General features: G+C 32.5%; 23 protein-coding genes. 4 read left to right on the forward strand and 19 right to left on the reverse strand.

The window, feature by feature from the left end:
* Nucleotides 1-89: 89 nt before the first annotated feature.
* The 5 genes from sufD to B8T70_RS14780 form a co-directional block, all read right to left on the reverse strand.
* Nucleotides 90-1,406 carry a Fe-S cluster assembly protein SufD gene (sufD, locus tag B8T70_RS14760; RefSeq protein ID WP_039113603.1) on the reverse strand — a complete coding sequence of 439 codons (1,317 nt, stop codon included), beginning with the start codon at nt 1,404-1,406 and terminating at the stop codon, nt 90-92.
* 80 nt (nt 1,407-1,486) lie between these two features.
* The gene (gene sufC / locus B8T70_RS14765; RefSeq protein ID WP_035618340.1) at nt 1,487-2,233 is read right to left on the reverse strand and encodes a Fe-S cluster assembly ATPase SufC; all 747 of its coding nucleotides are present in this window, start codon (nt 2,231-2,233) and stop codon (nt 1,487-1,489) included.
* Between the two features lie 40 nt (nt 2,234-2,273).
* Entirely contained in the window at nt 2,274-2,663 is a 390-nt protein-coding gene (locus tag B8T70_RS14770) for a four helix bundle protein (RefSeq protein WP_086895333.1), read from the reverse strand.
* 74 nt (nt 2,664-2,737) lie between these two features.
* Nucleotides 2,738-4,186 carry a Fe-S cluster assembly protein SufB gene (sufB, locus tag B8T70_RS14775; RefSeq protein WP_039113609.1) on the reverse strand — a complete coding sequence of 483 codons (1,449 nt, stop codon included), beginning with the start codon at nt 4,184-4,186 and terminating at the stop codon, nt 2,738-2,740.
* Between the two features lie 96 nt (nt 4,187-4,282).
* The gene (locus B8T70_RS14780; RefSeq protein ID WP_035618328.1) at nt 4,283-4,612 is read right to left on the reverse strand and encodes an iron-sulfur cluster assembly accessory protein; all 330 of its coding nucleotides are present in this window, start codon (nt 4,610-4,612) and stop codon (nt 4,283-4,285) included.
* 256 nt (nt 4,613-4,868) lie between these two features.
* Between B8T70_RS14780 and B8T70_RS14785 the strand changes: the two genes are divergently transcribed.
* Complete coding sequence (locus B8T70_RS14785; protein ID WP_086895334.1) at nt 4,869-5,726, forward strand: MBL fold metallo-hydrolase; 858 nt, start codon at nt 4,869-4,871, stop codon at nt 5,724-5,726.
* A gap of 74 nt (nt 5,727-5,800) precedes the next feature.
* On the opposite strand, the gene B8T70_RS14790 is transcribed toward B8T70_RS14785, so the two are convergent.
* Nucleotides 5,801-8,197 carry a LamG-like jellyroll fold domain-containing protein gene (locus tag B8T70_RS14790; RefSeq protein ID WP_086895335.1) on the reverse strand — a complete coding sequence of 799 codons (2,397 nt, stop codon included), beginning with the start codon at nt 8,195-8,197 and terminating at the stop codon, nt 5,801-5,803.
* 246 nt (nt 8,198-8,443) lie between these two features.
* Between B8T70_RS14790 and B8T70_RS14795 the strand changes: the two genes are divergently transcribed.
* Together B8T70_RS14795 and B8T70_RS14800 are read left to right on the forward strand one after the other, a co-directional pair.
* Nucleotides 8,444-10,075 carry a S8 family peptidase gene (locus B8T70_RS14795; RefSeq protein WP_086895336.1) on the forward strand — a complete coding sequence of 544 codons (1,632 nt, stop codon included), beginning with the start codon at nt 8,444-8,446 and terminating at the stop codon, nt 10,073-10,075.
* A gap of 61 nt (nt 10,076-10,136) precedes the next feature.
* Nucleotides 10,137-12,014 carry a M1 family metallopeptidase gene (locus B8T70_RS14800; protein ID WP_039120119.1) on the forward strand — a complete coding sequence of 626 codons (1,878 nt, stop codon included), beginning with the start codon at nt 10,137-10,139 and terminating at the stop codon, nt 12,012-12,014.
* A 90-nt stretch (nt 12,015-12,104) separates the two neighbouring features.
* On the opposite strand, the gene B8T70_RS14805 is transcribed toward B8T70_RS14800, so the two are convergent.
* From B8T70_RS14805 to B8T70_RS14860, 12 genes are all read right to left on the reverse strand, one after another.
* Entirely contained in the window at nt 12,105-13,316 is a 1,212-nt protein-coding gene (locus B8T70_RS14805; RefSeq protein WP_086895337.1) for a DUF418 domain-containing protein, read from the reverse strand.
* A gap of 50 nt (nt 13,317-13,366) precedes the next feature.
* On the reverse strand, nt 13,367-14,575 hold the full coding sequence (locus B8T70_RS14810; RefSeq protein WP_086895338.1) for a DUF418 domain-containing protein: 1,209 nt from the start codon (nt 14,573-14,575) through the stop codon (nt 13,367-13,369).
* 219 nt (nt 14,576-14,794) lie between these two features.
* Nucleotides 14,795-15,742 (reverse strand): L-threonine 3-dehydrogenase, encoded by a 948-nt coding sequence (locus tag B8T70_RS14815; protein ID WP_039113620.1) that lies wholly within the window; start codon nt 15,740-15,742, stop codon nt 14,795-14,797.
* Between the two features lie 268 nt (nt 15,743-16,010).
* Nucleotides 16,011-16,538, reverse strand: coding sequence for a GNAT family N-acetyltransferase (locus tag B8T70_RS14820; protein WP_086895339.1), 528 nt, complete (start codon nt 16,536-16,538; stop codon nt 16,011-16,013).
* Between the two features lie 36 nt (nt 16,539-16,574).
* Nucleotides 16,575-16,937: a hypothetical protein gene (locus B8T70_RS14825; RefSeq protein ID WP_086895340.1), complete on the reverse strand. Its 363-nt coding sequence runs from the start codon at nt 16,935-16,937 to the stop codon at nt 16,575-16,577.
* 30 nt (nt 16,938-16,967) lie between these two features.
* Entirely contained in the window at nt 16,968-17,549 is a 582-nt protein-coding gene (locus tag B8T70_RS14830) for a hypothetical protein (RefSeq protein WP_086895341.1), read from the reverse strand.
* A 31-nt stretch (nt 17,550-17,580) separates the two neighbouring features.
* On the reverse strand, nt 17,581-18,249 hold the full coding sequence (locus tag B8T70_RS14835) for a DUF2625 domain-containing protein (RefSeq protein WP_086895342.1): 669 nt from the start codon (nt 18,247-18,249) through the stop codon (nt 17,581-17,583).
* Nucleotides 18,250-18,259: 10 nt separating this feature from the next.
* Entirely contained in the window at nt 18,260-18,724 is a 465-nt protein-coding gene (locus B8T70_RS14840) for a DUF4265 domain-containing protein (protein WP_086895343.1), read from the reverse strand.
* Between the two features lie 24 nt (nt 18,725-18,748).
* Nucleotides 18,749-19,270 carry an SMI1/KNR4 family protein gene (locus tag B8T70_RS14845; RefSeq protein ID WP_039117003.1) on the reverse strand — a complete coding sequence of 174 codons (522 nt, stop codon included), beginning with the start codon at nt 19,268-19,270 and terminating at the stop codon, nt 18,749-18,751.
* Between the two features lie 122 nt (nt 19,271-19,392).
* A complete protein-coding gene (locus B8T70_RS14850; protein ID WP_039113746.1) occupies nt 19,393-20,382 on the reverse strand; it encodes an aspartate-semialdehyde dehydrogenase in 990 nt (329 codons plus the stop codon).
* Between the two features lie 164 nt (nt 20,383-20,546).
* Complete coding sequence (gene mscL, locus B8T70_RS14855; protein ID WP_039113747.1) at nt 20,547-20,960, reverse strand: large conductance mechanosensitive channel protein MscL; 414 nt, start codon at nt 20,958-20,960, stop codon at nt 20,547-20,549.
* A 75-nt stretch (nt 20,961-21,035) separates the two neighbouring features.
* Nucleotides 21,036-23,507 (reverse strand): bifunctional UDP-N-acetylmuramoyl-tripeptide:D-alanyl-D-alanine ligase/alanine racemase, encoded by a 2,472-nt coding sequence (locus B8T70_RS14860; RefSeq protein ID WP_086895344.1) that lies wholly within the window; start codon nt 23,505-23,507, stop codon nt 21,036-21,038.
* A gap of 388 nt (nt 23,508-23,895) precedes the next feature.
* Between B8T70_RS14860 and B8T70_RS14865 the strand changes: the two genes are divergently transcribed.
* Complete coding sequence (locus tag B8T70_RS14865; RefSeq protein WP_242667490.1) at nt 23,896-24,504, forward strand: hypothetical protein; 609 nt, start codon at nt 23,896-23,898, stop codon at nt 24,502-24,504.
* Here B8T70_RS14865 and B8T70_RS14870 read toward each other — a convergent pair.
* On the reverse strand, nt 24,499-25,251 hold the full coding sequence (locus B8T70_RS14870) for a porin family protein (RefSeq protein ID WP_240474728.1): 753 nt from the start codon (nt 25,249-25,251) through the stop codon (nt 24,499-24,501). The two genes, B8T70_RS14865 and B8T70_RS14870, sit on opposite strands and share 6 nt — an antisense overlap.
* Between the last annotated feature and the right edge of the window lie 324 nt (nt 25,252-25,575).

The raw sequence follows: 25,575 nt of genomic DNA on the forward strand, positions 1-25,575 counted from the left end.
GCAGAGTTTAATTACTAAACTTAGCGCCCTTTGCGTAAACCTTTGTGAACTTTGCGTTTAAAACTTTAAAGTTTTGCGGTTAAAATCCTCTATAAATCAAACCCCATTTTCACACCTAGTTTGCTAGCTATAATCGTAGTGATTCGTTTTTTTAATTCTGGTATTTTGATGCTTTCGATAACGGCATTAGAGAATGCATACATTAACAATGCTTTGGCTTCTTTTTGAGGAATTCCACGAGATTGCATGTAGAACATTGCTGTTTCGTCTAATTGTCCAACTGTACAACCATGAGAACATTTTACATCATCAGCAAAAATTTCTAATTGAGGTTTTGCATTTATAGTTGCTTTATCGCTCAATAAAATATTGTTGCTTTTTTGAAATGCATTTGTTTTTTGCGCTTCTTTTTCAACCAATACTTTTCCGTTGAAAACACCTATTGAACGGTCTGTAAAGATTCCTTTGTAATCCTGGAAACTTTCGCAATTTGGAGTAGAGTGTTTTACTAAAGTATAATGATCGACGTGTTGTTTCTCGCCAATAATTGTTATTCCGTTTAACGTACTTGTTAACCTTTCTCCAAAGTGATAGAAATTCAGATTGTTTCGGGTTAAGTTTCCGCCAAAAGAAAATGTGTGAACCGATGCGTGACTTTCTTGTTGTTGTGAAACATAAGTATTGTCAATCAAATTGGCTTCGCTATTATCATTTTGAATCTTGTAATAATCAATAATGGCACGTTTTTCAGTAAAAATCTCTGTAACAGCATTGGTTAAAACAGGATTCTCATTTAAACTTTGGTGGCGTTCGATGATCTGTACATGGGAATTTTCTCCCACGATTACCAAGTTTCTTGGCTGAACCATAAGTGCAGCTTCATTCCCTGTTGAGAAATACATAATCTCGATAGGTTTAGCAGCTACTTTCTTTTTAGGGATATTGATATAAGCTCCTTCAATTGCAAATGCTGTGTTTAAAGAAGTTAAACTGTCTTCTTTATTAGCGATTTGATTAAAGTACTTATCAATAACCATTTTATATTTAGGTTTTGTCAATGCCGAAGACATCAAACAAACATCAATTCCATCATGTGTGGTAGAAGATAAATGCGAGCTAAAAACACCATCAATAAAAACTACTTTATAAGTGTCTATTTCATGTAAGAAGTATTTCTTTACATGATTAAATTCGATTGCATTTTCTTGTTTCGGAAATACTGTAAAGTCATTTTTTAGGATGGCATTTAACGATGTATATTTCCAAGCTTCTTCTTTTTTAGTTGGGAAACCTTTATTTTCGAAGTTTTTTATCGCTTGTGTTCTGATTTCGTGAAGATCTGAATTGACATCAACACTTTCTTCAAAAGCCATAAAAGACGATACTAATTTTTCTTTTAAATCCATTTTTTCTTTTTGTTTAAAGTTTAAGGTTTAAAAGTTTAAAGTTGTTGTAGGAACTTTAAACTTTAAGCTTTAAACAACTTTTAATTTTCTGCTTTAATCCAGTCGTATCCTTTTTCTTCAAGCTCATAAGCCAATTCTTTTCCTCCAGATTTTACAATTTTTCCGTTGTAAAGTACGTGAACGAAATCAGGAACGATATAGTCTAGTAGACGTTGGTAGTGTGTGATAACAATAATTGCGTTTTTGTCGCTTTTTAGTTTGTTAACACCATTAGCAACGATTCTTAACGCATCGATATCTAAACCTGAATCTGTTTCGTCAAGGATTGCTAGTTTTGGCTCCAACATTGCCATTTGAAAAATTTCATTACGTTTTTTCTCTCCACCAGAAAAACCTTCGTTAAGAGAACGTGATAAAAACTTACGGTCAATTTCTAATAATTCAGATTTCTCGCGAATTACTTTCAACATTTCGTTAGCTGGCATTTCCTCTTGTCCGTTTGCTTTGCGAGTTTCATTGATTGCAGTTCTCATAAAGTTAGTTACACTAACTCCTGGGATTTCTACAGGATATTGAAAAGAAAGGAAAACACCTTTGTGTGCTCTTTCTTCTGGTGCTAAATCGGCTAAATCTTCTCCGTCAAGAAAAACCTCACCTTGTGTTACTTCGTAGTTTTCGTTTCCGGCAATTACTGCCGAAAGTGTACTTTTTCCAGAACCGTTTGGTCCCATGATGGCATGTACTTCGCCAGCTTTAACTTCTATGTTTATTCCTTTAAGAATTTCTTTATCGCCAATTGAGGCGTGAAGGTTTTTTATTGATAACATGTTTTCTTTGTTTAAGGTTTAAAGTTTAAAGTTCCCGTGTTTACTGAAACTTTGTTCCTTTAAAATCTTTCTTGTTTAAATATGATATAAAATTGTTTATTCTTCCACTTAGATTTTCAAAATCTTTTTTCAGGATTTCAAATTTATCTACGTTAATATAATTATAATCAAAAGCTCGGTATAATTGAGATCTCGTTTCTCCGGCAGAACCTTTTGCAATCGATAAAAATTGTCTAAATTCTAAATTACCGTTTCTTTCAAATCCTTCAGCAATGTTATCCATTATTGAACCTGATGATGCTTTTATTTGATCTCTAAATCTAAAATCATTTTTCAATTCGGTTTCAGTAGCAATAATCTGAATTTCTTTGGCTAATCTCCGAGCTTCTTGCCAAATGTCTAAATCTTCAAATCTTGTTATTGTTGCCATTTATATTTTGTTTAAAGTTATATTCGAAGTTTAAAGCAGTTTTAAAACTTTAAACTTTAAACTTTAAACAATTTCTATCCTACAGAACCTTCCAAAGAAATTTCTAATAATTTTTGTGCCTCTACAGCAAATTCCATTGGAAGTTTATTTAAAACGTCTTTACTGAAACCGTTTACAATTAATGCAATTGCTTTTTCAGTTGGAATTCCACGTTGATTACAGTAAAATACTTGGTCTTCACCAATTTTACTTGTTGTAGCTTCGTGTTCTATTTTTGCAGAAGGATTTTTACTTTCGATATAAGGAAAAGTGTGTGCACCGCAATTGTTACCCATTAAAAGGGAGTCACATTGAGAAAAGTTTCTGGCATTATCAGCTCGAGCACTTATTTGCACTAATCCGCGGTAGCTGTTTTGTGATTTTCCAGCCGAAATACCTTTTGAAATGATAGTCGATTTAGTATTTTTTCCTAAATGAATCATTTTTGTTCCAGTATCCGCTTGTTGGTGATTATTGGTAACGGCAATCGAATAAAATTCACCTACCGAATTGTCGCCTTTTAAAACACAAGAAGGATATTTCCAAGTAACGGCAGAACCAGTTTCAACCTGAGTCCATGAAATTTTTGCGTTAGTTTCGCATAAACCTCTTTTGGTTACAAAATTAAAAACCCCACCTTTTCCTTCTTTATTTCCTGGATACCAGTTTTGAACAGTCGAGTATTTAATTTCAGCATCATCAAGAGCGATTAATTCTACTACAGCAGCGTGTAATTGATTTTCGTCACGGCTTGGTGCTGTACAACCTTCCAGGTATGATACATAGCTTCCTTCGTCAGCAATAACCAATGTTCTTTCGAATTGTCCTGTTCCTGCTTGATTGATTCGAAAATAAGTTGAAAGTTCCATTGGGCAACGAACGCCTTTTGGAATATAACAGAATGAACCATCTGAGAATACTGCAGAATTTAATGCAGCATAAAAATTGTCTTTTTGTGGTACAACTGTTCCTAAATATTTACGAACTAATTCTGGATGCTCTTTAATTGCTTCTGAAATTGGGCAAAAAATAATGCCTTTTTCTCCCAATGTTTTTTTGAAAGTAGTTGCAACAGAAACAGAATCGACAACAATATCCATAGCGACATTGTTCATCATTTTTTGTTCATCGACAGAGATTCCTAACTTTTTGTACATTTCTAAAAGTTCCGGATCAACGTCGTCTAATGTTTTATTTGGATCTACTTGTTTAGGAGCAGAGTAGTATGAAATAGCCTGGAAATCGGGTTTTTGATAATGTACATTAGCCCATTCTGGTTCAATCATTTCTTCCCATGCACGAAAAGCTTCAATGCGCCAATCGGTCATCCATTGAGGTTCTTCTTTTTTTAGAGAAATGGCACGAACTATGTCTTCGTTTAGCCCAATAGGAAACGTATCCGATTCTATATTTGTATAAAATCCGTATTCGTATTCTTTAGTTTCGAGTTCGATTTTTAAATCGTCTTCTGTGTATTTGCTCATTGTTTTTTTATTGAAAGATTTAAAAATTGAAGGATTTAAATATCAAAATCACTTACGCAATTTTTAAATCTTTAAATTTTGCAATCATTTAATTATTTATAGAGAAAAAGATTCTCCACAACCACAAGTTCTGCTTGCGTTTGGATTATTAAATACAAATCCTTTTCCGTTTAATCCACCTGAGAACTCTAATATTGTTCCAGCTAAATACAGAAATGATTTTTTCTCGACAGCAATAGTTATATCATTGTCTACGAATATTTTATCGTCGTCTCCTTTGGTTTTATCAAATTTTAGATCATATGATAAACCGGAGCAACCACCACTTTTCACGCCTACTCTCACGTAGTCATGTGCGGCATCAAAACCATCGTCTTGCATCAAGTCGATAATTTTCTTTTTGGCAGTATCTGAAACCTTTATCATTGTTATATAGATTATTGTCTAAATTATGGGCAAAGATACTATATAAAAACCTTTTTCCATAACGCTTAACATTTTTATAATTAATGTTAAAATAGATAAAGTCTATTTGATTTCATTTAATGCAAAAGGATTTTGTTAAATTGCAGGATTATTTAAAAAGTTTGAGGTTTTGATAATTTAAGAGGCTATTTGATAGTTTTTTTGAATATATCGTGATTTTGCTTTTTTGATGTTTAATTTTATAATAAAAAATATAATGAAGTTATATCCTATAGAAACTGGAAATTTTAAATTAGATGGGGGTGCAATGTTTGGTGTTGTACCTAAAACTATTTGGAATAAAACCAACCCAGCCGATGCTAACAATTTAATAGATATCGCCGCAAGATGTTTGCTTATTGAAGATGGTAATCGACTTATTCTGATTGATACTGGAATGGGTGATAAGCAAACTGAAAAGTTTTTTGGGTATTATTCGCTTTGGGGGTCACACTCTATAGATAAATCATTGGCTCAATATGGGTTTCATCGAGATGATATTACCGATGTTTTTATGACGCATTTGCATTTTGATCATTGTGGCGGAAGTGTACAATGGAATGCTGATAAAACAGGGTATGAACCAGCATTTAAAAATGCAAAATTCTGGAGTAACGAAAATCATTGGGAATGGGCAACGAAACCTAATGCTCGTGAGAAAGCTTCTTTCTTGTCCGAGAATATTTTGCCAATGCAAGAAAGCGGACAATTAAATTTTATAAAAAGACCAGAAACAGATTTTCTTCCAACATCTGAACTTGGCTTTGGTATTTTCTTTGCCGATGGTCATACCGAAAAACAAATGATCCCGCATATTCAGTACCAAGATAAAACGATTGTTTTTTGTGCTGATTTATTGGCTACAGCCGGACATATTCCGTTGCCGTATGTTATGGGATATGATACTCGACCTTTGTTAACGCTACCTGAAAAAGCAAAATTCCTAAACGCTGCCGCAGATAATAATTACTATTTGTTTTTGGAACATGATGCACACAATCAAATTATAACTGTAGAATATACTGAAAAAGGTGTTCGCCTTAAAGATGTTTTTACTTGTGAAGAGATTCTTTAAAAGAAAACTTAAAACATAAAAAATCCCATTTTCATTATATCGAAAACGGGATTTTTTTAGTTAACTAATTGAGATTATTCTACGATAACTTTTTTAGCAGTATTTGCGCCTTCGCTTTCTAGATATACATAATAAGTACCTTTTGGTAAACCAGCCAAATGAATTACGTTGTCATTATTACCAGTGCTGAAAGTCGTTGTTTTTATCAATTTACCTAATGAATCATAAACAGTTGCTTTGTTAAGCAAAATGTTATTAATGTGTAATTCTCCTTTTGTTGGGTTTGGATAAATTACAACTTTATCGAATATGGATTCTTCGAGACCCAAAGTTTTACAAGTGTTTGAATAAATCGTGGTTGGTTCTTTTATATTTGACCAATTAGCGTTTGAGTATTCCTCATCATCTACCTGAATACAGTCAAGCTTATTAAGACCTAGAAAGTTTGTGCTAATAGCAGTTCTTTTTCCTGCTTTTGATGGTACGATAAGTTTTGTATTATTTCCATTTCGTATGTTTAATGATACTAGCGGATTGTTTGCAATATATATGATTTTAAGATTGGTGTTTTTTGATAAATCCAATGTAGTAATTTGATTAGAGGACGCATTAAGTGTTTCTAAAAGTAAATTTTGATTCAGGTTTAGAGTCGTTAATTGATTATTACTACAATCTAAATCCGTTAACGATGTGAAATTTTCAATACCTGCTAAATCTGAAATATTACTATTTGAAAGATTCAAAGAGGTGATCGTGCTTATATTTGAATTGGAAATTTTTCCGTTTAAGCCATCTGTATCAATTCCTAAATCAATTAATTTTTGTTCAAAATTATTGTCAGGTAGTAGTATGTATTTTGGAGAACAATCGGTACTAAAACTTGCTTTAGCATCTTTTTTGCTTGACCAATTTGCATCAGAATATGCTACATCATCTACTTGAATACAGGTTAATTGTGGATTATAAATGAATCCCAAATTTGAACTTTTTAAAAGCGTATTTTTTCCGTTTTTTAAATTAAGACTTGCTAATAATAGGTTTTCACTACAGTCGAAATTTGTTAAAGCAATATTTTTTGAAAGATCTAAATTAGTTAATTGGTTTACGCCGCAATATAATTCTGTTAAGTTAACATTCTTAGAAAGATTTAAATTTGTTAATTGATTGACCGCTACGTATAAAATATTTAGAGAGACGTTCTTTTCAACATCCAGATTAGTTAATTTATTGTCACTACAATTTAAATTTGTTAAAGCAGTATTATTGGAAACATTTAAAGATGTCAACTTATTAGCATTACATTTTAAATATGTTAAAGCAGTATTTTTAGAAACATTCAAATTTGTTAGTGCGCTATTGGAGCTACAATATAAAGTTGTTAAAGCAATGTTGCTAGAGGCATCTAAACTGGTTAATTGATTGTTATCACAGCTTAAAGTTTTTAAATTAATGTTACTAGAAATATCCAAATTTGTTAGTCGATTGCTGCTACAATTTAAATATGTCAGAGCATTATTTTTGGATATGTTTAAATTTGTTAAGTAATTAGCTCTGCAATTAAGGACTTGTAAAGCGGCAAAGCTTTCAATTCCAGTTAAATCGGATATCTGGCTGGCAGATGCGTCTAAGGAAGTTATAGATGAAATATTTGCGGTCATGACTTTTCCATTAATAGGACCAGAATCAAGTCCTAACGCGATTAACTTTTTCTCAAAGTTTGCGTCGGGGATTAATGTGTAAAAACTGCTTGTGTCACCAGACTCATATAAAGCGTTGATTTCTGTTGGAGTTAAAACACGATTCCAAATTCCAATATCATCTATTTTACCTTTGAAGCTTTCATCTGTAGTATCCCCAGGAATTCTTTGTCCTATCTTGAAAGTATTGCCTGTAGTGTTTAAGCTTATAAGATTTTCAGATACAAATTCGCCATTGATAAATAATGAAGCTTTAGTTCCATCGTATGTAAGTGTGTAGAAATACCAGTCATTGTTTGAATAATCAAAGTTGTTTACATAAAAAGAGCCGTCAGAAAAAACAGGGCCATTTACTACATTGAGGTATCCCTTTGAGTAAACAGAAAGAGAAAGTCTTTGTGTTTTTGCTAAAATACCATAGTTAAAAATACAAATTTCATATTTGTCTGGGGCTGTAAAGGCATCATTTGTCTTGAACCATCCCGAAATTGTTCTAGGAGAATTGTTTTGAGGAATATTGGTTATTAGAGCATTAATATTACTGCTGATGCCATTAAAAGAGTAGGCTGTATTGGCAACTCCAAAACGATCGGTAGTTAGAGTAACATCTGTAGGATTTCCGTCGCTTCCACTTCCGCTTGCATCATTTGCATTACCATTAAAAGGAAAATAAGCAAGTAATCCGTCCTTAGGTACGTATGTTGGGACAGTAGAAGTTTGAGCATAAGTTGAGGAAAACGCCAATAAAACAAACAAGAGTAGTTTTTTAATCATAATTTTAACTATTTGAATTAGAATATGCAATGATACAAATTACAAATGATTTCGTGTTAAAATATTATTTATCAGATTGTAATTAGATTCAGTATTTTCATTTCTTAAAGAATGTTTATATTTGAGCCGTTTCATTTTGTCAAGAAAAGATTAAATCAGATTCCTAACAGATTGTTAATCTGTCTTTTTTTTGTAACAAAAATCATAATTTAGGCCCATATTTTAACTTTTATTAAATTTACATAAATGAATAGTATTAAACCTATTTACATATCTGCTTGGGTATTACTTGCTTTAGCTAGTAGTGCAACTGTACAGGCACAAGTTTCAACTTCTAAAGAAACGATTACTGCACCTTTAGTTATTGTAAAAAAAGCCCCACTTTCTGAAAATGATTTAAAAAGATGGAGTCATCTGGATTTAGTAAAAGATACTATCCCCGGAATGAGTGTTGATAAAGCGTATGCCGAATTACTAAAAGATAAAAAAGGAGTAAAGGTAATCGTAGGAATTGTTGATTCGGGTGTAGATATAGAACACGAAGATTTACAAGGAAACATCTGGACGAATGCAAAAGAAATTCCTGGTAACGGAATCGATGATGATAAGAATGGTTTTATAGATGATGTTCATGGATGGAACTTTCTTGGTGATGCTGTAAACGAGAATACAGAAATGACTCGTATAGTAAAGAAAGGTGACGATGGTTCTGCGGAATATAAAAACGCATTGGCACAGTACAATGAAAAATACGAGAAAGCTTTAAAAGATAAAGAACAAGTAGATTTTTTACTAGAAGTACACAAGACTGTGAAAACAGCTCTGAATAAAGAAAACTACAATCTTGAAGATTTAAGTACAATTAGCTCTACAGATTCAAAAGTACTTAGAGCTAAAATGATAATGACCCAAATTTTTGGTAATGCAGGTCCAACTTTTAATCCTGAAGCAGATTTTGAAGAATATAGAGCTCAGGTTTATGATCAGTTAAATTATAATTTGAATAAAGAATTTGATGGTCGTAAAATTGTAGGTGATAATCCAGAGGATATTAAAAATACTCGTTATGGTAATAACAATGTTACAGGACCAGATAAAGAAAAAGCATTACACGGAACTCACGTAGCAGGTATTGTAGCTCAGGTTCGTCATAACAATTTAGGTGGAGACGGAGTTGCTAATAATGTCGAAATTATGACTGTAAGAGCTGTACCAGATGGAGATGAGTATGATAAAGACATTGCATTGGCAATACGTTATGCAGTAGATAATGGAGCAAAAGTAATTAACGGAAGTTTCGGGAAAAGCTTTTCTCCACATAAAAAATGGGTTTATGATGCCATAAAATATGCTGCTAAAAAAGATGTGCTAATTGTACACGCAGCTGGAAATGATGGATACAATATAGATATTGAGAAAAACATCAATTATCCAAATGATTCTGAAGACAACATAAAAGAGTTTGCAGATAATTTAATTACAATTGGAGCAATTAATAAAGTATACGGAGAAAATGTAATTGCTAGTTTCTCTAATTTTGGAAAAATAAATGTTGATGTTTATGCTCCAGGAGAAGAAATCTATGCAACAGTTCCTAATAACAAATACAAATATTTGCAAGGAACATCGATGGCTGCTCCAAATGCAGCGGGAGTTGCAGCTTTAATTCGTTCGTACTATCCAAAATTAAAAGCTTCACAAGTAAAACAGATATTGATGGATTCTGGTGTTTTGCTTCCGTCGATGGTAGTTTTGGGTGAAAATCCAAATCCAGCTGAAAAACCAGTAGCTGTTTCATCGTCAGAGTCGTCAAAAACGGCTAAAATGGTGAATGCTTATAATGCGTTATTGATGGCAGAAAAAATGTCAAAAAAATAAATTGTAAAGAATATTAATCCGATGGAAGGGTGGCAACCCTTCCATTTTTATTATATAGCCCATGCGAAAAATTATATTACTTTCTTTTTTGAGCCTTAGTTTTGGCTCACTAGTTGCTCAAAATGCACCTTATTGGCAACAACATGTAGATTATAAAATGGATGTATCGATGGATGTAAAAGACTATCTATACAAAGGCAAGCAAGAATTGGTTTATACTAATAACTCGCCAGATACTTTAAGAAAAGTATTTTACCATTTGTTTTTTAATGCATTTCAGCCAGGAAGTGAGATGGATGCAAGAATCCAGACTATAAAAGATCCTGATGGAAGAATGATAAATAAGGTAAAAGTTGATGGCAAAGATGTTAAAGAAAGCCGCATGAAAACTTTAAAACCTAATGAAATAGGTTTTCTTAATATTACCAATTTCAAGCAAGATGGTGTAAATGCTACAACAAGAGTTTCGGGAACTATTATGGAGGTTACTTTGGCTAAGCCAATTTTACCAAACTCAAAAACTACTTTTACATTAGACTTTGACGGACAAGTTCCAGTACAAATTCGTCGTGCAGGAAGAAATAACTCAGAAGGTGTTGCTTTGTCAATGTCTCAGTGGTATCCTAAATTGGCCGAATTTGATTTTGAAGGTTGGCATGCAGATCCTTATATCGCAAGAGAATTTCATGGAGTTTGGGGAAATTTTGACGTAAAAATTACAATCGACAAAGACTACACAATCGGAGGTTCTGGATATTTGCAAAACAAAAATGAAATTGGTCATGGATATGAAGATGCTGGTGTTACAGTAGTTTATCCTAAAAAAACAAAAACACTTACCTGGCATTTTGTAGCACCAATGGTACATGATTTTACTTGGGCAGCCGATAAAGAATATACTCATGATGTAGTAAAAGGACCAAATGATGTTGATTTACATTTCTTATACAAAAACAATCCAAAAACTACAGAAAACTGGAAGAAACTAGAGCCATTAATGGTGAAAGTAATGGATTTTTATGATCATAAAGTAGGACCATATCCATACAAACAATATTCATTTATTCAAGGTGGAGATGGCGGAATGGAATATGCAATGTGTACTCTAATGTTAGGAAACGGAACTCTTGAAGGAATTTTAGGAACAGCAACACATGAGTTAGGACACTCTTGGTTCCAGCATGTTTTGGCTTCAAATGAATCTAAGCACCCATGGATGGATGAAGGTTTTACAACTTACATCGAAGATTTAGCTTTAAATGAATTAGCTGGAGATAAAAAAGTAGAAAATCCGTTTAAAGGAAATTATGCAGCGTATTATAAATTGGTAGAATCTGGTAAAGAGCAACCACAAACTACACATGGTGATCGTTATGATGAGAACAGACCATATAGTATTTCTTCTTATGTAAAAGGAAGTATCTTTTTGTCTCAATTAGGATATTTGATTGGTGAAAACAATCTAGATAAAACACTAAAAAAATATTATAGTGATTTTAAATTCAAGCACCCATCACCAAACGATATCAAGAGAACTGCTGAGCGTGTTTCTGGAGCAGAGTTAGATTGGTATTTAATCGATTGGACAGGAACTACTAATACTATTGATTACGGTATTAAAGACGTAGTTGATGGTGGAGATAAAACAGTTGTAACTTTAGAAAGAATTGGAAGAATGCCAATGCCTATTGATTTAACTGTAGAATATACAGATGGAACTAAAGAGAGTTTTTACATTCCGTTACGAATGATGAATTTCATAAAAGAAAATCCTAATCCTTCTATGAAAAGAACGGTTTCAAATGACTGGGCTTGGGCAATGCCAACTTATAATTTGACAATCTCAAAAAGCAAAAGCACAATTAAGAAAATCACTATTGATCCAAGCGGATTAATGGCTGATATTAAAGCTGCGAATAATGTTTATGAAGTGAAGTAAATCTTTGCTCTTATTCAATAAAAAAGCCCTTAAAGACATATTGTTCTTTAAGGGCTTTTTATTTAAAAAAATGGTTTTCTTAAAAAATGATTATTTTACTACTTCCGTATTAGTTTCAGAAATAATAGTATTCTGTTTTTGTTTTTTAAATGGAAATAATTGCCTGTAACTCGCGACTCTCCATAACCATTCGACAGGACCATAGTTGTACCTAGAAAGCCACCATTTGCTTATAAAAAGCTGAACTATGAATAATGCTACCGCAAGAAAAAAGTAAAACCAATAAGGTAATGTATTGTGGATTTTTAAGCCAATACCCGAAAAAATAAAGGTAGCCAGAATGTTTTGAACCATATAATTGGTCAATGTCATTTTTCCACTCACGTTAAAATAGCTAAAAATAGTTTTTAGTTTACCATTTGTGTAAAGCAAGCATATTCCCGATGCAATAAATAGCATCGTATTTATTATTAACCAGAATATTGGATGGAAATATTTAAGGAAAGGTACTTTATAATTTATTGCCGTTATTAAAAGAAAACCGAATACTAGCGCAATAATAAAAGTTGTTATAATGGTTCTTTTTAATAGTTTTTTGAATTCAGGTAAACGATTAAAGAAGTTAATTTTTTGAGCATAAAAACCCAAAAGCATACAAGCAAACATTACTACATGTACCGTAACGGCATATACGAGATTAATCATTTCGCTATAATAAGTACCTAGCAAATTAAACTGGAAGAGATCAAGCCAATTGCCCGAGTAAAATAGTTTTAAATAACCAGCATTCGATTGTACATCGGGTAAATTCTGTTTAATTGAATTGATATAGGCCGTAAGAAACGGAATGGTCAAAAAGAGTATTGCGCAGGTTATAAGTATTGTTTTTTTAGAACTTTTGTAAAACAATAAAAGAAATAGACCCAAAAAGGCATAATCTTTTAAGATGTCGCCAAACCAAAAAGCAGAGTTAATAAAAGCAAGTATAAAGAGAATAACCATTCTCCAGCAAAAAAATAAAACTGGATTTTTGCCTTTACTTGCCACATTATTAATAAGTACTGCAAAACCATAACCAAATAAAACGCTTAGTAAAGTCCAGGATTTGGCGGCAAAAAAATATTGATTAATTGCAGCGATTACTTCAGAAAAAGGGCCTTTTTTAAGAACAGCGCTTTCTAATCCTACATAGCGATAATCGACATAGTTACCTATTACAACCCCTAATAATGCCCATCCTCTTAAAATATCTACGATGGCAGTTCTTTTGTTTTCCTGAACTGGTTGAAATGAATTTGTCATATAATTAACTGAATTTGTAGTTTTTATAAATGGTTTTTTTATTGAGATGATTATTCTGCTGCTTCTGCATTAGTTTCAGAAATAAAGGTGTTCTGTTTTTGTTTTTTAAACGGAAATAATTCCCTATAACTTGCACATCTCCATAGCCACTCAATTGGTCCATAATTGTATTTAGAAAGCCACCATTTGCTAATAAATAATTGAATTATAAAAACAGAAACAGCTAATAAAAAGTAAAACCAATACGGAAAGGAATTCTCAATATTTAAACCAATTCCAGAGAAAATAAAGGCAACGAGTATATTTTGAGATATATAATTTGTCAAAGTCATTTTTCCGCCAGCACTAAAATATTTGAAGATCGTTTTTAGTTTACCATTTTCATATAGTAAGCATATTCCCGTTGCAATAAAAACCATTGTACTTAAAATAAGCCAGTAATAAGGGTGGAAGAATTTGAGGAAACCAGCTTTGTTTTCAATAGCAAAGAAAAAAACAATACCAATTATAACGGCAATAATCAGACTGATTATAAGTACATATTTTAAAAGTTTTTTCTTTTCGTTTAAACGATTAAAAAAATCTAATTTTTGAAGCAGAACCCCAAAAAGCATACAAGCCAGCATTACAATATGTGCTATAATGGCATAAGCAGGAGAAACGATTTGTTGGTAATAAGAAGCCAATAGATTAAACTTAAAAAAGTCCAGCCAGTTTCCTGAGTGGTATAATTTTAAATATTCAGGATTGGAGATAATATCTATTCTTTCGAAGTTAAAACCTTTGATATAGGCCATTAAAAAAGGAATGATAAGAATAAGAACTGTACAGATTATACTTAATGTCTTTGCAGAACATTTGTAAAAAAACAATAATACAAGTCCTAGAAAAGCATAATCTTTTAAGATGTCGCCAAACCAAAAAATACAATTAATAAAAGCCAAACCAAAAAGCAATATCATTCGCCAGCTAAAAAAAGTAACTGGATTTTTGCCTTTCGCAGCGACATTATTAATTAAAATTGCAAAGCCATAACCAAACAAGATTGTTAATAAAGTCCAGGATTTTCCAGAGAAAAAAAACTGATCAAAATTAGATAGTATTTCAGATAACATACTATTCTTAGTTTCTTGTGGTAGATTAATGTGTGGTAAACCGGAATAATTGCCAATTGCAACGCCTAATATGGCCCAGCCCCGAAGAATGTCGACAATAGCAGTTCTTTTGCTTTGTTCGACAGGATGATAAGAATTTGTCATTTGATTAACGTTTTTATTGTGATTTGATTGATGATTTTGTATGAATTATTGAGTTATTCATAGCTAAATCAAAAATAAGAAAAATATAAAGCAATCAAATTTTAAATGACAAATATTGTTTGTAATTAAAAGGAAAGGATCTGTTTGGTAAAAAAAGAAAAGTCCATTTTTAAAAGGAATTCCTTTTAAAAATGGACTTTTATAGTATAAAGGCGATGTTTATTTTTTGTTACCTAAATGCTCCAGCATATCTTTAGTCATTGACTCAAGGTCGAAAGTATGATTCCAATCCCAATCTTCTCTAGCCGAACTATCGTCGATGCTAGCAGGCCAACTATCAGCAATTTTTTGACGGAAGTCTGGATTGTATGAAATCGTAAATTCAGGAATATGTTTTTTAATTTCTGCTGCAATTTCAGTAGGAGTAAAACTCATTGCTGCCAAATTGTAAGAGGAGTGAATTTTGATCTTTTCAGCAGGGGCTTTCATGATATTTATAGTTGCTTCTATAGCATCATCCATATACATCATTGGCATTTTAGTTTCAGATGACAAGAAACATTCGTATTTTTTATCGGCAATAGCTTTATAAAAAATATCAACAGCATAATCTGTTGTTCCACCACCTGGAGGTGTAGACCAGCTAATTAAACCAGGGTAACGGATACTTCTTACATCGACACCATATATGTTGTGGTAGTATTCGCACCATCTTTCACCAGCTTGTTTACTAATTCCGTATACAGTCGAAGGTTCCATGACAGTATATTGTGGAGTGTTTTCTTTTGGAGTTGTTGGTCCAAAAACAGCAATACTAGATGGCCAGAAAATCTTTTTTATTTTATTTGCCTTGGCTAAGTTTAAAACGTGAAACAAAGAGTTCATGTTTAAATCCCAGGCAAAAGCTGGATTCTTTTCGGCAGTAGCCGATAATAAAGCAGCCATTAAATAAATATCAGTTATTTTATGAACCTCTACAAGGTGCTCGATTTGATTGAAATCTAAGGCATTTACTACTTCAAAAGGACCAGAATTAACAACGTCAGTATTTAATTTACGAATGTCAGATGCAATTACATTTTCTGTTCCGTATAATTTGCGTAGTTTTTGGGTAAGCTCCGTTCCGATTTGACCGCAAGCACCAATGATTAATATTTTTGGATTCATTATGTGTTGTTTTTAGTAACGCAAATATAACGTTTTCGCAAATAATTTTACTTTTCGGAATAACAAATTATAAATTTAATAAGGATGAAGATTGATTTTTGGATTATTCTCCGTTGAAGAGCTTAATTATCTTTACCGTTAAGCACGCGGATGATACGGATTTACAAAAGTAAAAACGCGGATTAAAAACGGATTTTAAAAAATAATAGATAGAAAATCCGTTTAATCTGTGTTTTCGCCTTAGCGAATCTGTTTAATCCGCGTTCCTCTATAGACAATTTATGGTCAGCTTCATCATTATATCTGTTTGTTCATCATTTCCTAATTTAAAAATGTGTTTGTCAAATTCGACAAAGCCATTTTTTTTATAAAAAGCTAATGCTCTATGGTTTTCTTCCCAAACGCCAAGCCATACATAACCTACGTTTTTTTCTTTGGCAATTTGTAACGCTTTGTCATATAAAAGTTGCCCGACCTTTTTACCTAAGAATTCTTTTGAAACATAAATGCGTTCTATTTCTAAGGCATTATTATCTCCTAATTCTGTTTGTGCTTTTCCAGAATTCACCTTTAAATATCCAATAACTTCATTATTCAATACTGCAAAGAAGAATTTGGAATCTGGATTTTCAATTTCTTTTTTAAGTTTATCAAAGGCAAAACTACTGGACAAATAATTGTTCATGTTTTCCTCAGTATTAGGCAATGAAAAAGTTTCTAAAAAAGTTTGTCTTCCGATATTTTGCAGTTTTTCAATATCTGCGATTGTTACTTTTTCGAGTATAATAGATTCCATGAATAGGTAATAAATAAGTTTTTACTAAATTAATGTTTATTCCTCTTTTCTCCAAAGCAAGAATTCTTCATTATCAGTACAAGACATTGATTTTATGAAATTTTCAAAATTAAAATTTTCGTATTCTGATACGATATTGTAAACTGTTTCGAATCCTTTTGAGCCTTGAGGAATTAAACACCCAGAATCTTTACCAATTAATACCAACCAAATATCTGGTGCAAAAGGACCTTCATCTGTATTTATCAATTTTATTGCCTCAATATCTTTCCATAAAATGGTTTCAGTTTCCCTTCTCGGATGTTCTACTTTTATGAATTCTTCTGTTGTTGTTATCAGATATTCATCCTCTGGATTTTTAGGCTCAGATTTTCCAAATAGTCTGTCAAGTATTCCCATAGTTTAGCTAGTTTGAATTGCGATATGAAGTTATTGTACTGGAATTGTTTCTATAGATTTCATTTGATTAAGACCGTCTAGCATTTCTTTGAAAAGATGTAATAATGATTTCAATTCTTCGATATCTTTTATTTTTCCTTTAGTATAAAATGATAATTCGAATTCACCTTCTGGAAGTTTTTCTTCCCAGATTCCTTTTTGATTAGATATTTGAATATTTACTTCCTTTTGAGAAGATATTAAATCTCGTATTCTCTGACTTTGAAGTAATGACTTTATTTTAAGTTCATTATTTGCTTTAATTATAAATGCTTTATCAAAATCATCTCGACCAATAATAACATCTTGGGCTCCAAATAATTTTTCAATTGTTCTTATAAAACCATTTCTATAAATTTCAAATTGAAATTTATCTGCTGAAACAAAGGGGACAATTACTCGAGTTACCTCGGTGGCGTATTTGCCTGACCAAATTGTAAAATTATCAAAAGTTATTTTCCAGTTATTGTACTCGATTTCGGTTTTGTCAGAATGCCATGAATAACCTTCAATGAATTTTCCACCAGTTTCATTTGCGAACTCTTGCCAAATATTGGTTATATTATTTGTCATTTTACTATCCTCATTTTACATCTTACCCTTTTTAAGCTAGTTGCTTTTTCATTTCAATATTAAAACGGAACTGTTCTTCAACTGGAATTTCCTTACGGCTATTTTTGTTTATGTCTTTGCCTTCTTTACTCCAGAGAAATGGGACGAAATTAAAAACCTTATTTCCGTCTAATTTAGAAACTTCAGTTTTCCAGTTTTCCCATCTTTGATTTCTATAAAACTCATCCAAATCATTATTAAAGCAAAACAATAAAAACTCACTGTACGTTATTTCTAATGGTTCGTATTCCAGAGTGTCTGGAGCGAAATAATATATATTCCCTAAATCACTTCCTAAATCTCCTCCATTCAAAATAAAGAATCCTCCAAGAGCATCATCAGCAATTAATAATAATCTCGGATTTTCTCCAAACTCTTCTGTGAATTTTCCAATATTCCAATCGGGTAACGAACGATTTAGTTTCTCATTTCCTGAGCCAAGGATTCTAATCCAGCCATTATCAACTAATATTCCACCAGTGCTGAAGATAATAGCGCCCATTGGCGAACGTGTAGAAACCTGTGTTTTATACAATGCTTCTTCTGCTTTTGCACTATCAACGGTTAGGATTTCGATCTTGTTTTTGGCATCATTAATCCATTCCGTTACGATTGGCCAACCTGAATCTTCTTTATTTATTAATTCTTCGACGTTTCTCATTTTACTAATCTTAATACCAATGATTATTAGATAAATTCGGTTCGGCGTAATCTATAATACCATCATTTTGTAATTCATTTAGTTTTTCTCGGATTGGCTCATATTTTACGGTCGATAAAACTTCCATTACAAAATATCCTTCATTGAACTTTTCAGATTCGCATCCCAAATGGTTAAATATCATACGGATATCGTCAGTAGAAATAGTTTTATCTAATACTACAACCTGAATAGTCGAATTTCCTGAATGTTCTATTGTTTGTCTGTAGGTTAATTTTTGTTCTTCTTCATCAAATTCTGCAAGCACTACATCTTCGCAAGAAACGGGTGCGTAAAACGGAATGTTATCTAGTTTATATAATCCTTTTTCGGCATTGATTACTGTTGCCCATATAGTTTCTACAGCTGATTCGTTAAGGATTTCACTGAAAAATCTAAAAAGTATTTTGACATATTTGTCTTGTTCTTCTGCCATTTTATTTAAATGCTATTGTTTTTATTATAATTTATCTCCCCATTCGCTTGGGTCAAAAGGTTCAAATTCTCTTTCGGTAAATGCTTCGGTCAAAATTCCTGACGAGCACAACCAAGTTATAGTTTCTTCGAGCGTTTTTCCTGCTTTGTATATCATCTCGCTATTTCTTGGCAAAATGTAATATTCACTTTTATACAGGATAATTTCATCTCCATCAAATGTATCACCAATTCTTACAGTCCCGAAGTCTCGGGATAAAACTTCCTCTTTCGTCAGGACATCTTTTCCTTCATCCCAAAACCAATATTCGGTAATTCGACTTTTCCACTCAGCCATAGTCATGACAATTGTTTCGGGAAGATATATCCTTACGTAAGTTCCGCCAAGAATTCCGCTTCCGTACGTTAGAACATATTCTTTATAATCATCATCAAAACTGACGTTTAGTGTTTGTTCGCAAGCTTCAATATCCTCTTCTTCGGCAAGAAACAAGTCGGTTTTGTTTGTGTTATAGTTTGGGATTATTTTATAATTCTCGAAGTTCATGTGTTTTTTATTTATTATAGCTAAGATATGGCTTTTTTATTGTTGAGAATAATGTTTTCTAATAGAAAAAGCCGCAGTCACAAATCGTGATTACGGCTTTTGTTAAGATATAATTATGGGTTTTATACCAGTTTTGCAGCTACAAGATATTCAGCAATCTGGATTGTATTAGTCGCAGCACCTTTTCTTAGGTTATCGGCAACAATCCACATATTTAAAGTATTTGGTTGGCTTTCGTCACGACGAATACGACCTACAAAAACATCATTTTTACCTTCGGCATAAAGTGGCATTGGGTATGTAAATGTGTCTAAGTTATCCTGAACTACAACACCATCAGTATGATGTAAAATTTCACGTACTTCATTTACATCAAAATCATTTGTAAACTCAACGTTTACCGCTTCGCTATGACCACCAACAACAGGAACACGAACCGCAGTTGCTGTTACAGCGATAGTGTTATCACCTAGAATTTTTTGTGTTTCACGAACCAATTTCATTTCTTCTTTGGTGTATCCGTTTTCTTCAAAGCTATCGCAATGTGGAATCGCATTTCTGTGAATAGGATATTTATAAACCATTTCGCCTTTTACACCAGCGTATTCATTCTCTAATTGTTTCACAGCTTTTACTCCAGTTCCAGTGATAGATTGGTAAGTAGAAACAACGATTCTTTTTATGTCGTATTTTTTGTGCAAAGGAGCCAATGTTAAGACCATTTGTATAGTCGAACAGTTTGGGTTTGCTATAATTTTATCTTCTTTAGTTAAAGTAGAAGCATTGATTTCTGGAACAATCAATTTTTTTGTTGGATCCATTCTCCAAGCCGATGAGTTATCGATAACTGTAGTTCCTGCTGCTGCAAATTTTGGTGCCCATTCTAGTGAAGTTTCACCTCCTGCAGAGAAAATAGCAATATCAGCTTTCAAATCTACTGCGGTTTGCAATCCAACAACCGTATAATTAGTTCCTTTATATTCGATTTGCTTTCCAACTGATTTCTCAGATGCAACCAAAATTAATTCTGTAACAGGGAAATTTCTTTCTGCCAACACTTTTAGCATTACTTCGCCAACCATACCGGTAGCGCCTACAATCGCTATTCTCATTTTTATATTTTTTATTGTGAATGTTTGTTATTTGAAGTGCAAAAATAGGTATAATGAAGTTGAAAACAAGCGGGTTCACAAAAAATAACAAAATGTTACATTTGCAACAAAAAAGAAAAACCGTTCAGATTTTGAACGGTTTAGTTAGACAATAGTGTAGCGGATTATTTTTTTAATAAATCTCTAATTTGTGTAAGTAATTCTTCTTGAGTTGGTCCAGCTGGTGCAGCAGGAGCAACATCTTTTTTCTTTGCTTTTTCAGCAGCTCTTAAAACTATAAAAACAAAAAATGATATAATTACAAAATTAATTATTGCTTGAACCAGATTTCCGTAAGTAATTACAGCAGCACCAGCGGTTTTAGCAGCAGCTAAAGTTGTATATGAATTTCCATCCAGAGTAATAAATTTTTGAGTAAAATCTATCCCACCAGTAAGTAGACCAACAATTGGCATAATAATATCATCTACAGCAGAACCAACAATTTTTCCAAATGCACCACCAATAACTACAGCAGTAGCTAAACTCAGTACATCACCTTTCAATAAAGAAGCTTTAAAATCTGCAAAAAATCCCATACTCGTTCTTTTTTATTTGTTATTAATTTAAGTATTCAAAGATAATAATAATTCTATAAAATAAATAGTACTAATTTACTGACGGAAAAACACACGTTTAACCCGTTGCGAAATACTAGTTAGGATTTCATACGGAATCGTACGTAATTCTTGTGCCATTTCTATAACAGTTGGGCTTTCGCCAAAGATAATTACATCATCACCTTCCTTACAGTCAATAGCACTTACATCGACCATAAGCATATCCATGCAAATGTTTCCTACTATTCGAGCCTTTTGATTTTTGATAGTTACAAATCCGACTCCGTTACCCCAAAGTCTGGCAATACCATCAGCATAGCCAATTGGTATTGTTGCGATTCGGGTTTCTTTTTCAGCCATAAAACGACGTCCGTAACCTACGCTGTCATCAGCAGGAATAGTTCTTACTTGCGAAATTATTGATTTTAATGTGCTTACGTTTTCCAGGTATTTTTGTTCTGCAGGATCATTAGAAACTCCATATAAGCCAATCCCCAAACGCACCATATTGTATTGTGCTTGCGGGAAATTACTAATTCCGGAAGTATTCAGGATATGACGAATTGGGTTAATGTCTAATTCCTTTACTAATTTAGAAGATAGTTTTTCGAATAAATCAATTTGAGAAAGAACAAAATCAAAATGTTTTTGTTCATCGCTTGTTGCCAAATGCGATAAAACACTTTTTACCTCAACGTTTGTATTCCCTTTTAGAGTAGCGATTAATTCATCGAGGGTATTGTCTTCAAAACCCAATCGATGCATGCCAGTATCTAGTTTTATATGAATCGGAAAATGGTGTAGTTTCTTCTCCTTTGCAATTTTCAAAAAAGCATTCAACCCTTTTAAACTATAAATTTCAGGTTCTAATTGATGCTGAATAATAGCCGAAAAAGTGGTTGTTTCGGGATTAAGCACCATAATTGGTAGTTTGATACCGCCGTTTTTAAGCGAGATTCCTTCATCGGCGAAAGCCACACCCAAATAATCTACCTTATGATGTTCAAGCAATTTGGCTATTTCTAGCCCGCCATTACCATAACTATATGCTTTTACCATCACCATCATTTTGATGTTTGGATTTATTTTAGATTTAAAGAAATTAAGATTATGACCAATAGCGTTGAGGTTGATCTCAAGAATCGTTTCATGAGTTTTCTCTTCGAGTAATGCGACAATTTCTTCAAATTGAAACGAACGTGCTCCTTTTATAAGAATGGTTTCATTTTCAAAATCCAATGATTCATAATGTGCAATAAATTCGGCTGTATTAGGGAATGTAATACAATTGGTAAATTTATCTTTATAAGCCGAAATGGTCGAGCCAATACCAATAACACGACTTATTTTATTAGACTCGATAAGTTGAGCCACTTTCGAATATAATTCATCATTAGTAAATCCGCTTTGAAGAATATCCGATAAAATCACGGTTTTCTTTTTGAATTTATTTTGACTTTCTAAAAAGTCTAATGCGATTTTTAATGATTGAAAATCCGAACTATAACTATCATCGATTATGCTACAGTTGTTGATTCCGTTTTTTACTTCCAAACGCATTTCTACTGGATACAATAAATGCATGCGATTCTGGATTGTAGCCGAATCGTATTTTAAATACAACAAAACCATTAAGCAAGAAATAGCATTTTCTATCGAAGCATCATCCTGAAACGGAATGGTAAATTCGTTTAATTCATCCTTGTATTCATATCGAATTCGTGTATTCTCGTCATGAGTTTCTTTTGTAGAAACTAAAACATCGGCATTTTTATCGGTAAAACTCCAAGAAAATAACTTCCTGGAATCGAGCAGATATTCGGCAGCAAATTGAGTTAAACAAGAATGAACAACCTCGGTTTTCTGATAAATAATTACAGGAGTTTCTTTAAACAAAAGTAGTTTCTCATCTATCTTTTGTACAAGATTTAAGAAACCTTCATCATGTGCCGAACCTATATTGGTAAGAAGTCCGATAGTAGGTTTGATGATTTTTTCTAGTTTGTCCATTTCAGAAACAGTTGAAATTCCTGCTTCAAAAATCCCCAGATTGTGTTTCTCATTTATTGCAATAACCGAAAGCGGAACGCCAACCTGTGAGTTGTAACTTTTTGGACTTCTTATAATGTTGTGATCAGGACTTAGCAAGAAATTAAGCCATTCCTTTACTATCGTTTTACCGTTACTTCCGGTCAATCCGATAATAGGGAAATGGAAAAGACCACGATAATAACCTGCAACTGCCTGCAAAGCCGACAATGAATTTTCGACAACTATATAATTGGCTCTTTGTGTATAGTTTTCTGGAATTTGTGTTACTACAAAATTATGAACGCCTTTCTCTATTAAATCAGGAATGTAATCGTGAGCATTATTGTTAGGTCCGCTTAAAGCGAAAAATAAAGTTTTAGGTCCGTTTTGTAAAGAGCGACTATCGATAGAAATATGGTCGATATTGATATCTGAATTTCCTCCAATCCATTTGGCATGAAGTATTTGAATTAGACTTTTAAGATTTACAGGCATTATATTGTGAGGTATTTTATGTTGGATGTTTTTGTGTAAAATGTTTTATGCAAAATGTGAAATAGCAATTGTGATGAGTTAGAAAAACATATTGTTGTTTGAAACATTAAAGGTAAAAAAGAGTTTTTAATATTTTCTTAAAAATAAATTTATTCAGGTTATAAAGTTTGTCTATAATGGAACGCGGATTAAACGGATTTAAAAAGTAAAGACGCTGATAAAAACGGATTTTTTAAAACAATTGAAAAAAATCCGTTTTAATCCGTGTTTTCGCCTTAGCGAATCCGCGTCATCCGCGTTCCCTTTCTTAGACACTGTTAATTTTTGATGCAAATTATACAAAGTCATATATTTTTTTATATTTGTTCAAGACAATAAATCCAAGCCGTTGAAAAAGATTCTTCCGATATTTTCGTATGTATTTCATCCATTATTTATTTCGATGTATGCGAGTATGTTTTACCTTTTCTTTAAAGGAGATATATTTGTAAATGAGGAAAAAATCTTTATTCTTTTTCAGATATTAATTATCACGGTTTTTGTTCCTATGTTGTTTTTCTTGCTGCTTCGTTCTACAGGAAATGTCGATTCGATTATGATTAATGAAACCTCACAACGTAAGATTCCGTTGGTGCTTCATTGTTTTTTAATCATTTTGTTAGTAAAACGCAGCGTGGTAATTATGCGTTATCCAGAGTTGCATTTCTTTTTTTTAGGCGCATTATTTAGTACAATAATTGCGTTGATTTTATCTTTTTGCAAAATAAAAGCCAGCTTGCACATGATAGCCATAAGTGGATTAACCATTTTTGCAATTGCTTTGTACCGACACCTTCAGGTACCAAATATGATGTATTGGGTTGCTTTCTTTATTTTAATGAATGGTTTTGTGGCATCATCCCGACTGGAAATGAATGCGCACACCAATAAAGAACTTGTAATAGGTTTACTTATTGGGATAATTCCACAATTAATGTTTGCGTTTTTCTGGTTATAGAATATAGAAAATTACACCAATATTCATTGTTCGCATATCGATGTCTTCCGTAGGAGTTTTTGCCGATTTAAATAAAGAGTTTAAACCATAATAAGCATATATATTCCAGGTATTAAAACCAGACGAAATATAAACTCCGTATTGTATTTTTTCGAAGTCTTTATTGTTTTTAATGACCACTTTTTGCTCAGAATCTTTGTAAACAGAGCGATCGAATAAAAGATAACTAAATTTTACACCTCCATAAATTCTCCAAAATTTATAACTCTCAAAAGTAGAAGTTCGCCATCTAAACTCAATCGGTAAATCAATTAAATACTGAGTGAATTTGTTTGTATTAACATCAGAATAATTCACAACATTATAAACAGGAGCGTCGTTTGTACCAGTTATGGCAAGATTTTGAAAGTAATTTTTATAGCTAAATCCTAAACCTGTGGCGATAGATACGTTACGATTTTTATTAATAGGCATATCTCTTAAAAAACCAAAATTAAGTCCTGCCGAAAATTTCTTTTGCGACAATCCTTCTGGAGCATTTGCTAATGCATTATAGGTAATTGCAAAATAAAACTGATCTTCTCGATACAGAGAATCAATTTTTACTTTTGGAGTTTCTGTAGCAGGAGCTTTCTCTTCCTGAGAAAAGACATTCAGAAACGATACTAAAAATAAACAACTAAAAAATAATCGCATTTTGGATTTTGGTTTTAATGATTGTTCCAAGAGTATAGGTAGTTTTTGCATTTTGATATTCACTTTACAAATATAAGATATTGAGTGTTTCAGTTGTGGTTTGACTGTGGTTAATTTTTTTTCCACTAATTACTCGAATTAACACTAATTTTTTATTGAGAGCAAATATACTATACATGTAGTATTTAAACTCAAAACACAAACCGCTCATAATATCGAGGAAAAGCTTTGTGACCTTTGCGTATCCCGATAGCTATCGGGACTGCGCTCTTTGCGGTTAATTTTTTTGCCACAGATTAAAGGATTAAGTGGATTTAAAAAAGTTAACCACAAATTACTCAAATTAGCACAAATTAAAAACTTTGCGAGCTTTGC

Source organism: Flavobacterium sp. AJR, assembly GCF_002156885.1.
Lineage (GTDB): Bacteria > Bacteroidota > Bacteroidia > Flavobacteriales > Flavobacteriaceae > Flavobacterium.

Bases quoted from the DNA above. Each gene is read 5' to 3' on its own strand.
- B8T70_RS14870 (WP_240474728.1), bottom strand. From the start codon at position 25,251: ATGCAAAAACTACCTATACTCTTGGAACAATCATTAAAACCAAAATCC.
- B8T70_RS14790 (WP_086895335.1), bottom strand. From the start codon at position 8,197: ATGATTAAAAAACTACTCTTGTTTGTTTTATTGGCGTTTTCCTCAACT.
- B8T70_RS14845 (WP_039117003.1), bottom strand. From the start codon at position 19,270: ATGAACTTCGAGAATTATAAAATAATCCCAAACTATAACACAAACAAA.
- sufD (WP_039113603.1), bottom strand. From the start codon at position 1,406: ATGGATTTAAAAGAAAAATTAGTATCGTCTTTTATGGCTTTTGAAGAA.
- B8T70_RS14770 (WP_086895333.1), bottom strand. From the start codon at position 2,663: ATGGCAACAATAACAAGATTTGAAGATTTAGACATTTGGCAAGAAGCT.
- B8T70_RS14820 (WP_086895339.1), bottom strand. From the start codon at position 16,538: ATGGAATCTATTATACTCGAAAAAGTAACAATCGCAGATATTGAAAAA.
- sufB (WP_039113609.1), bottom strand. From the start codon at position 4,186: ATGAGCAAATACACAGAAGACGATTTAAAAATCGAACTCGAAACTAAA.
- B8T70_RS14850 (WP_039113746.1), bottom strand. From the start codon at position 20,382: ATGAGAATAGCGATTGTAGGCGCTACCGGTATGGTTGGCGAAGTAATG.
- B8T70_RS14840 (WP_086895343.1), bottom strand. From the start codon at position 18,724: ATGGCAGAAGAACAAGACAAATATGTCAAAATACTTTTTAGATTTTTC.
- sufC (WP_035618340.1), bottom strand. From the start codon at position 2,233: ATGTTATCAATAAAAAACCTTCACGCCTCAATTGGCGATAAAGAAATT.
- B8T70_RS14825 (WP_086895340.1), bottom strand. From the start codon at position 16,937: ATGGGAATACTTGACAGACTATTTGGAAAATCTGAGCCTAAAAATCCA.
- mscL (WP_039113747.1), bottom strand. From the start codon at position 20,960: ATGGGATTTTTTGCAGATTTTAAAGCTTCTTTATTGAAAGGTGATGTA.
- B8T70_RS14830 (WP_086895341.1), bottom strand. From the start codon at position 17,549: ATGACAAATAATATAACCAATATTTGGCAAGAGTTCGCAAATGAAACT.
- B8T70_RS14800 (WP_039120119.1), top strand. From the start codon at position 10,137: ATGCGAAAAATTATATTACTTTCTTTTTTGAGCCTTAGTTTTGGCTCA.
- B8T70_RS14835 (WP_086895342.1), bottom strand. From the start codon at position 18,249: ATGAGAAACGTCGAAGAATTAATAAATAAAGAAGATTCAGGTTGGCCA.
- B8T70_RS14780 (WP_035618328.1), bottom strand. From the start codon at position 4,612: ATGATAAAGGTTTCAGATACTGCCAAAAAGAAAATTATCGACTTGATG.
- B8T70_RS14860 (WP_086895344.1), bottom strand. From the start codon at position 23,507: ATGCCTGTAAATCTTAAAAGTCTAATTCAAATACTTCATGCCAAATGG.
- B8T70_RS14815 (WP_039113620.1), bottom strand. From the start codon at position 15,742: ATGAATCCAAAAATATTAATCATTGGTGCTTGCGGTCAAATCGGAACG.
- B8T70_RS14810 (WP_086895338.1), bottom strand. From the start codon at position 14,575: ATGACAAATTCTTATCATCCTGTCGAACAAAGCAAAAGAACTGCTATT.
- B8T70_RS14795 (WP_086895336.1), top strand. From the start codon at position 8,444: ATGAATAGTATTAAACCTATTTACATATCTGCTTGGGTATTACTTGCT.
- B8T70_RS14805 (WP_086895337.1), bottom strand. From the start codon at position 13,316: ATGACAAATTCATTTCAACCAGTTCAGGAAAACAAAAGAACTGCCATC.
- B8T70_RS14785 (WP_086895334.1), top strand. From the start codon at position 4,869: ATGAAGTTATATCCTATAGAAACTGGAAATTTTAAATTAGATGGGGGT.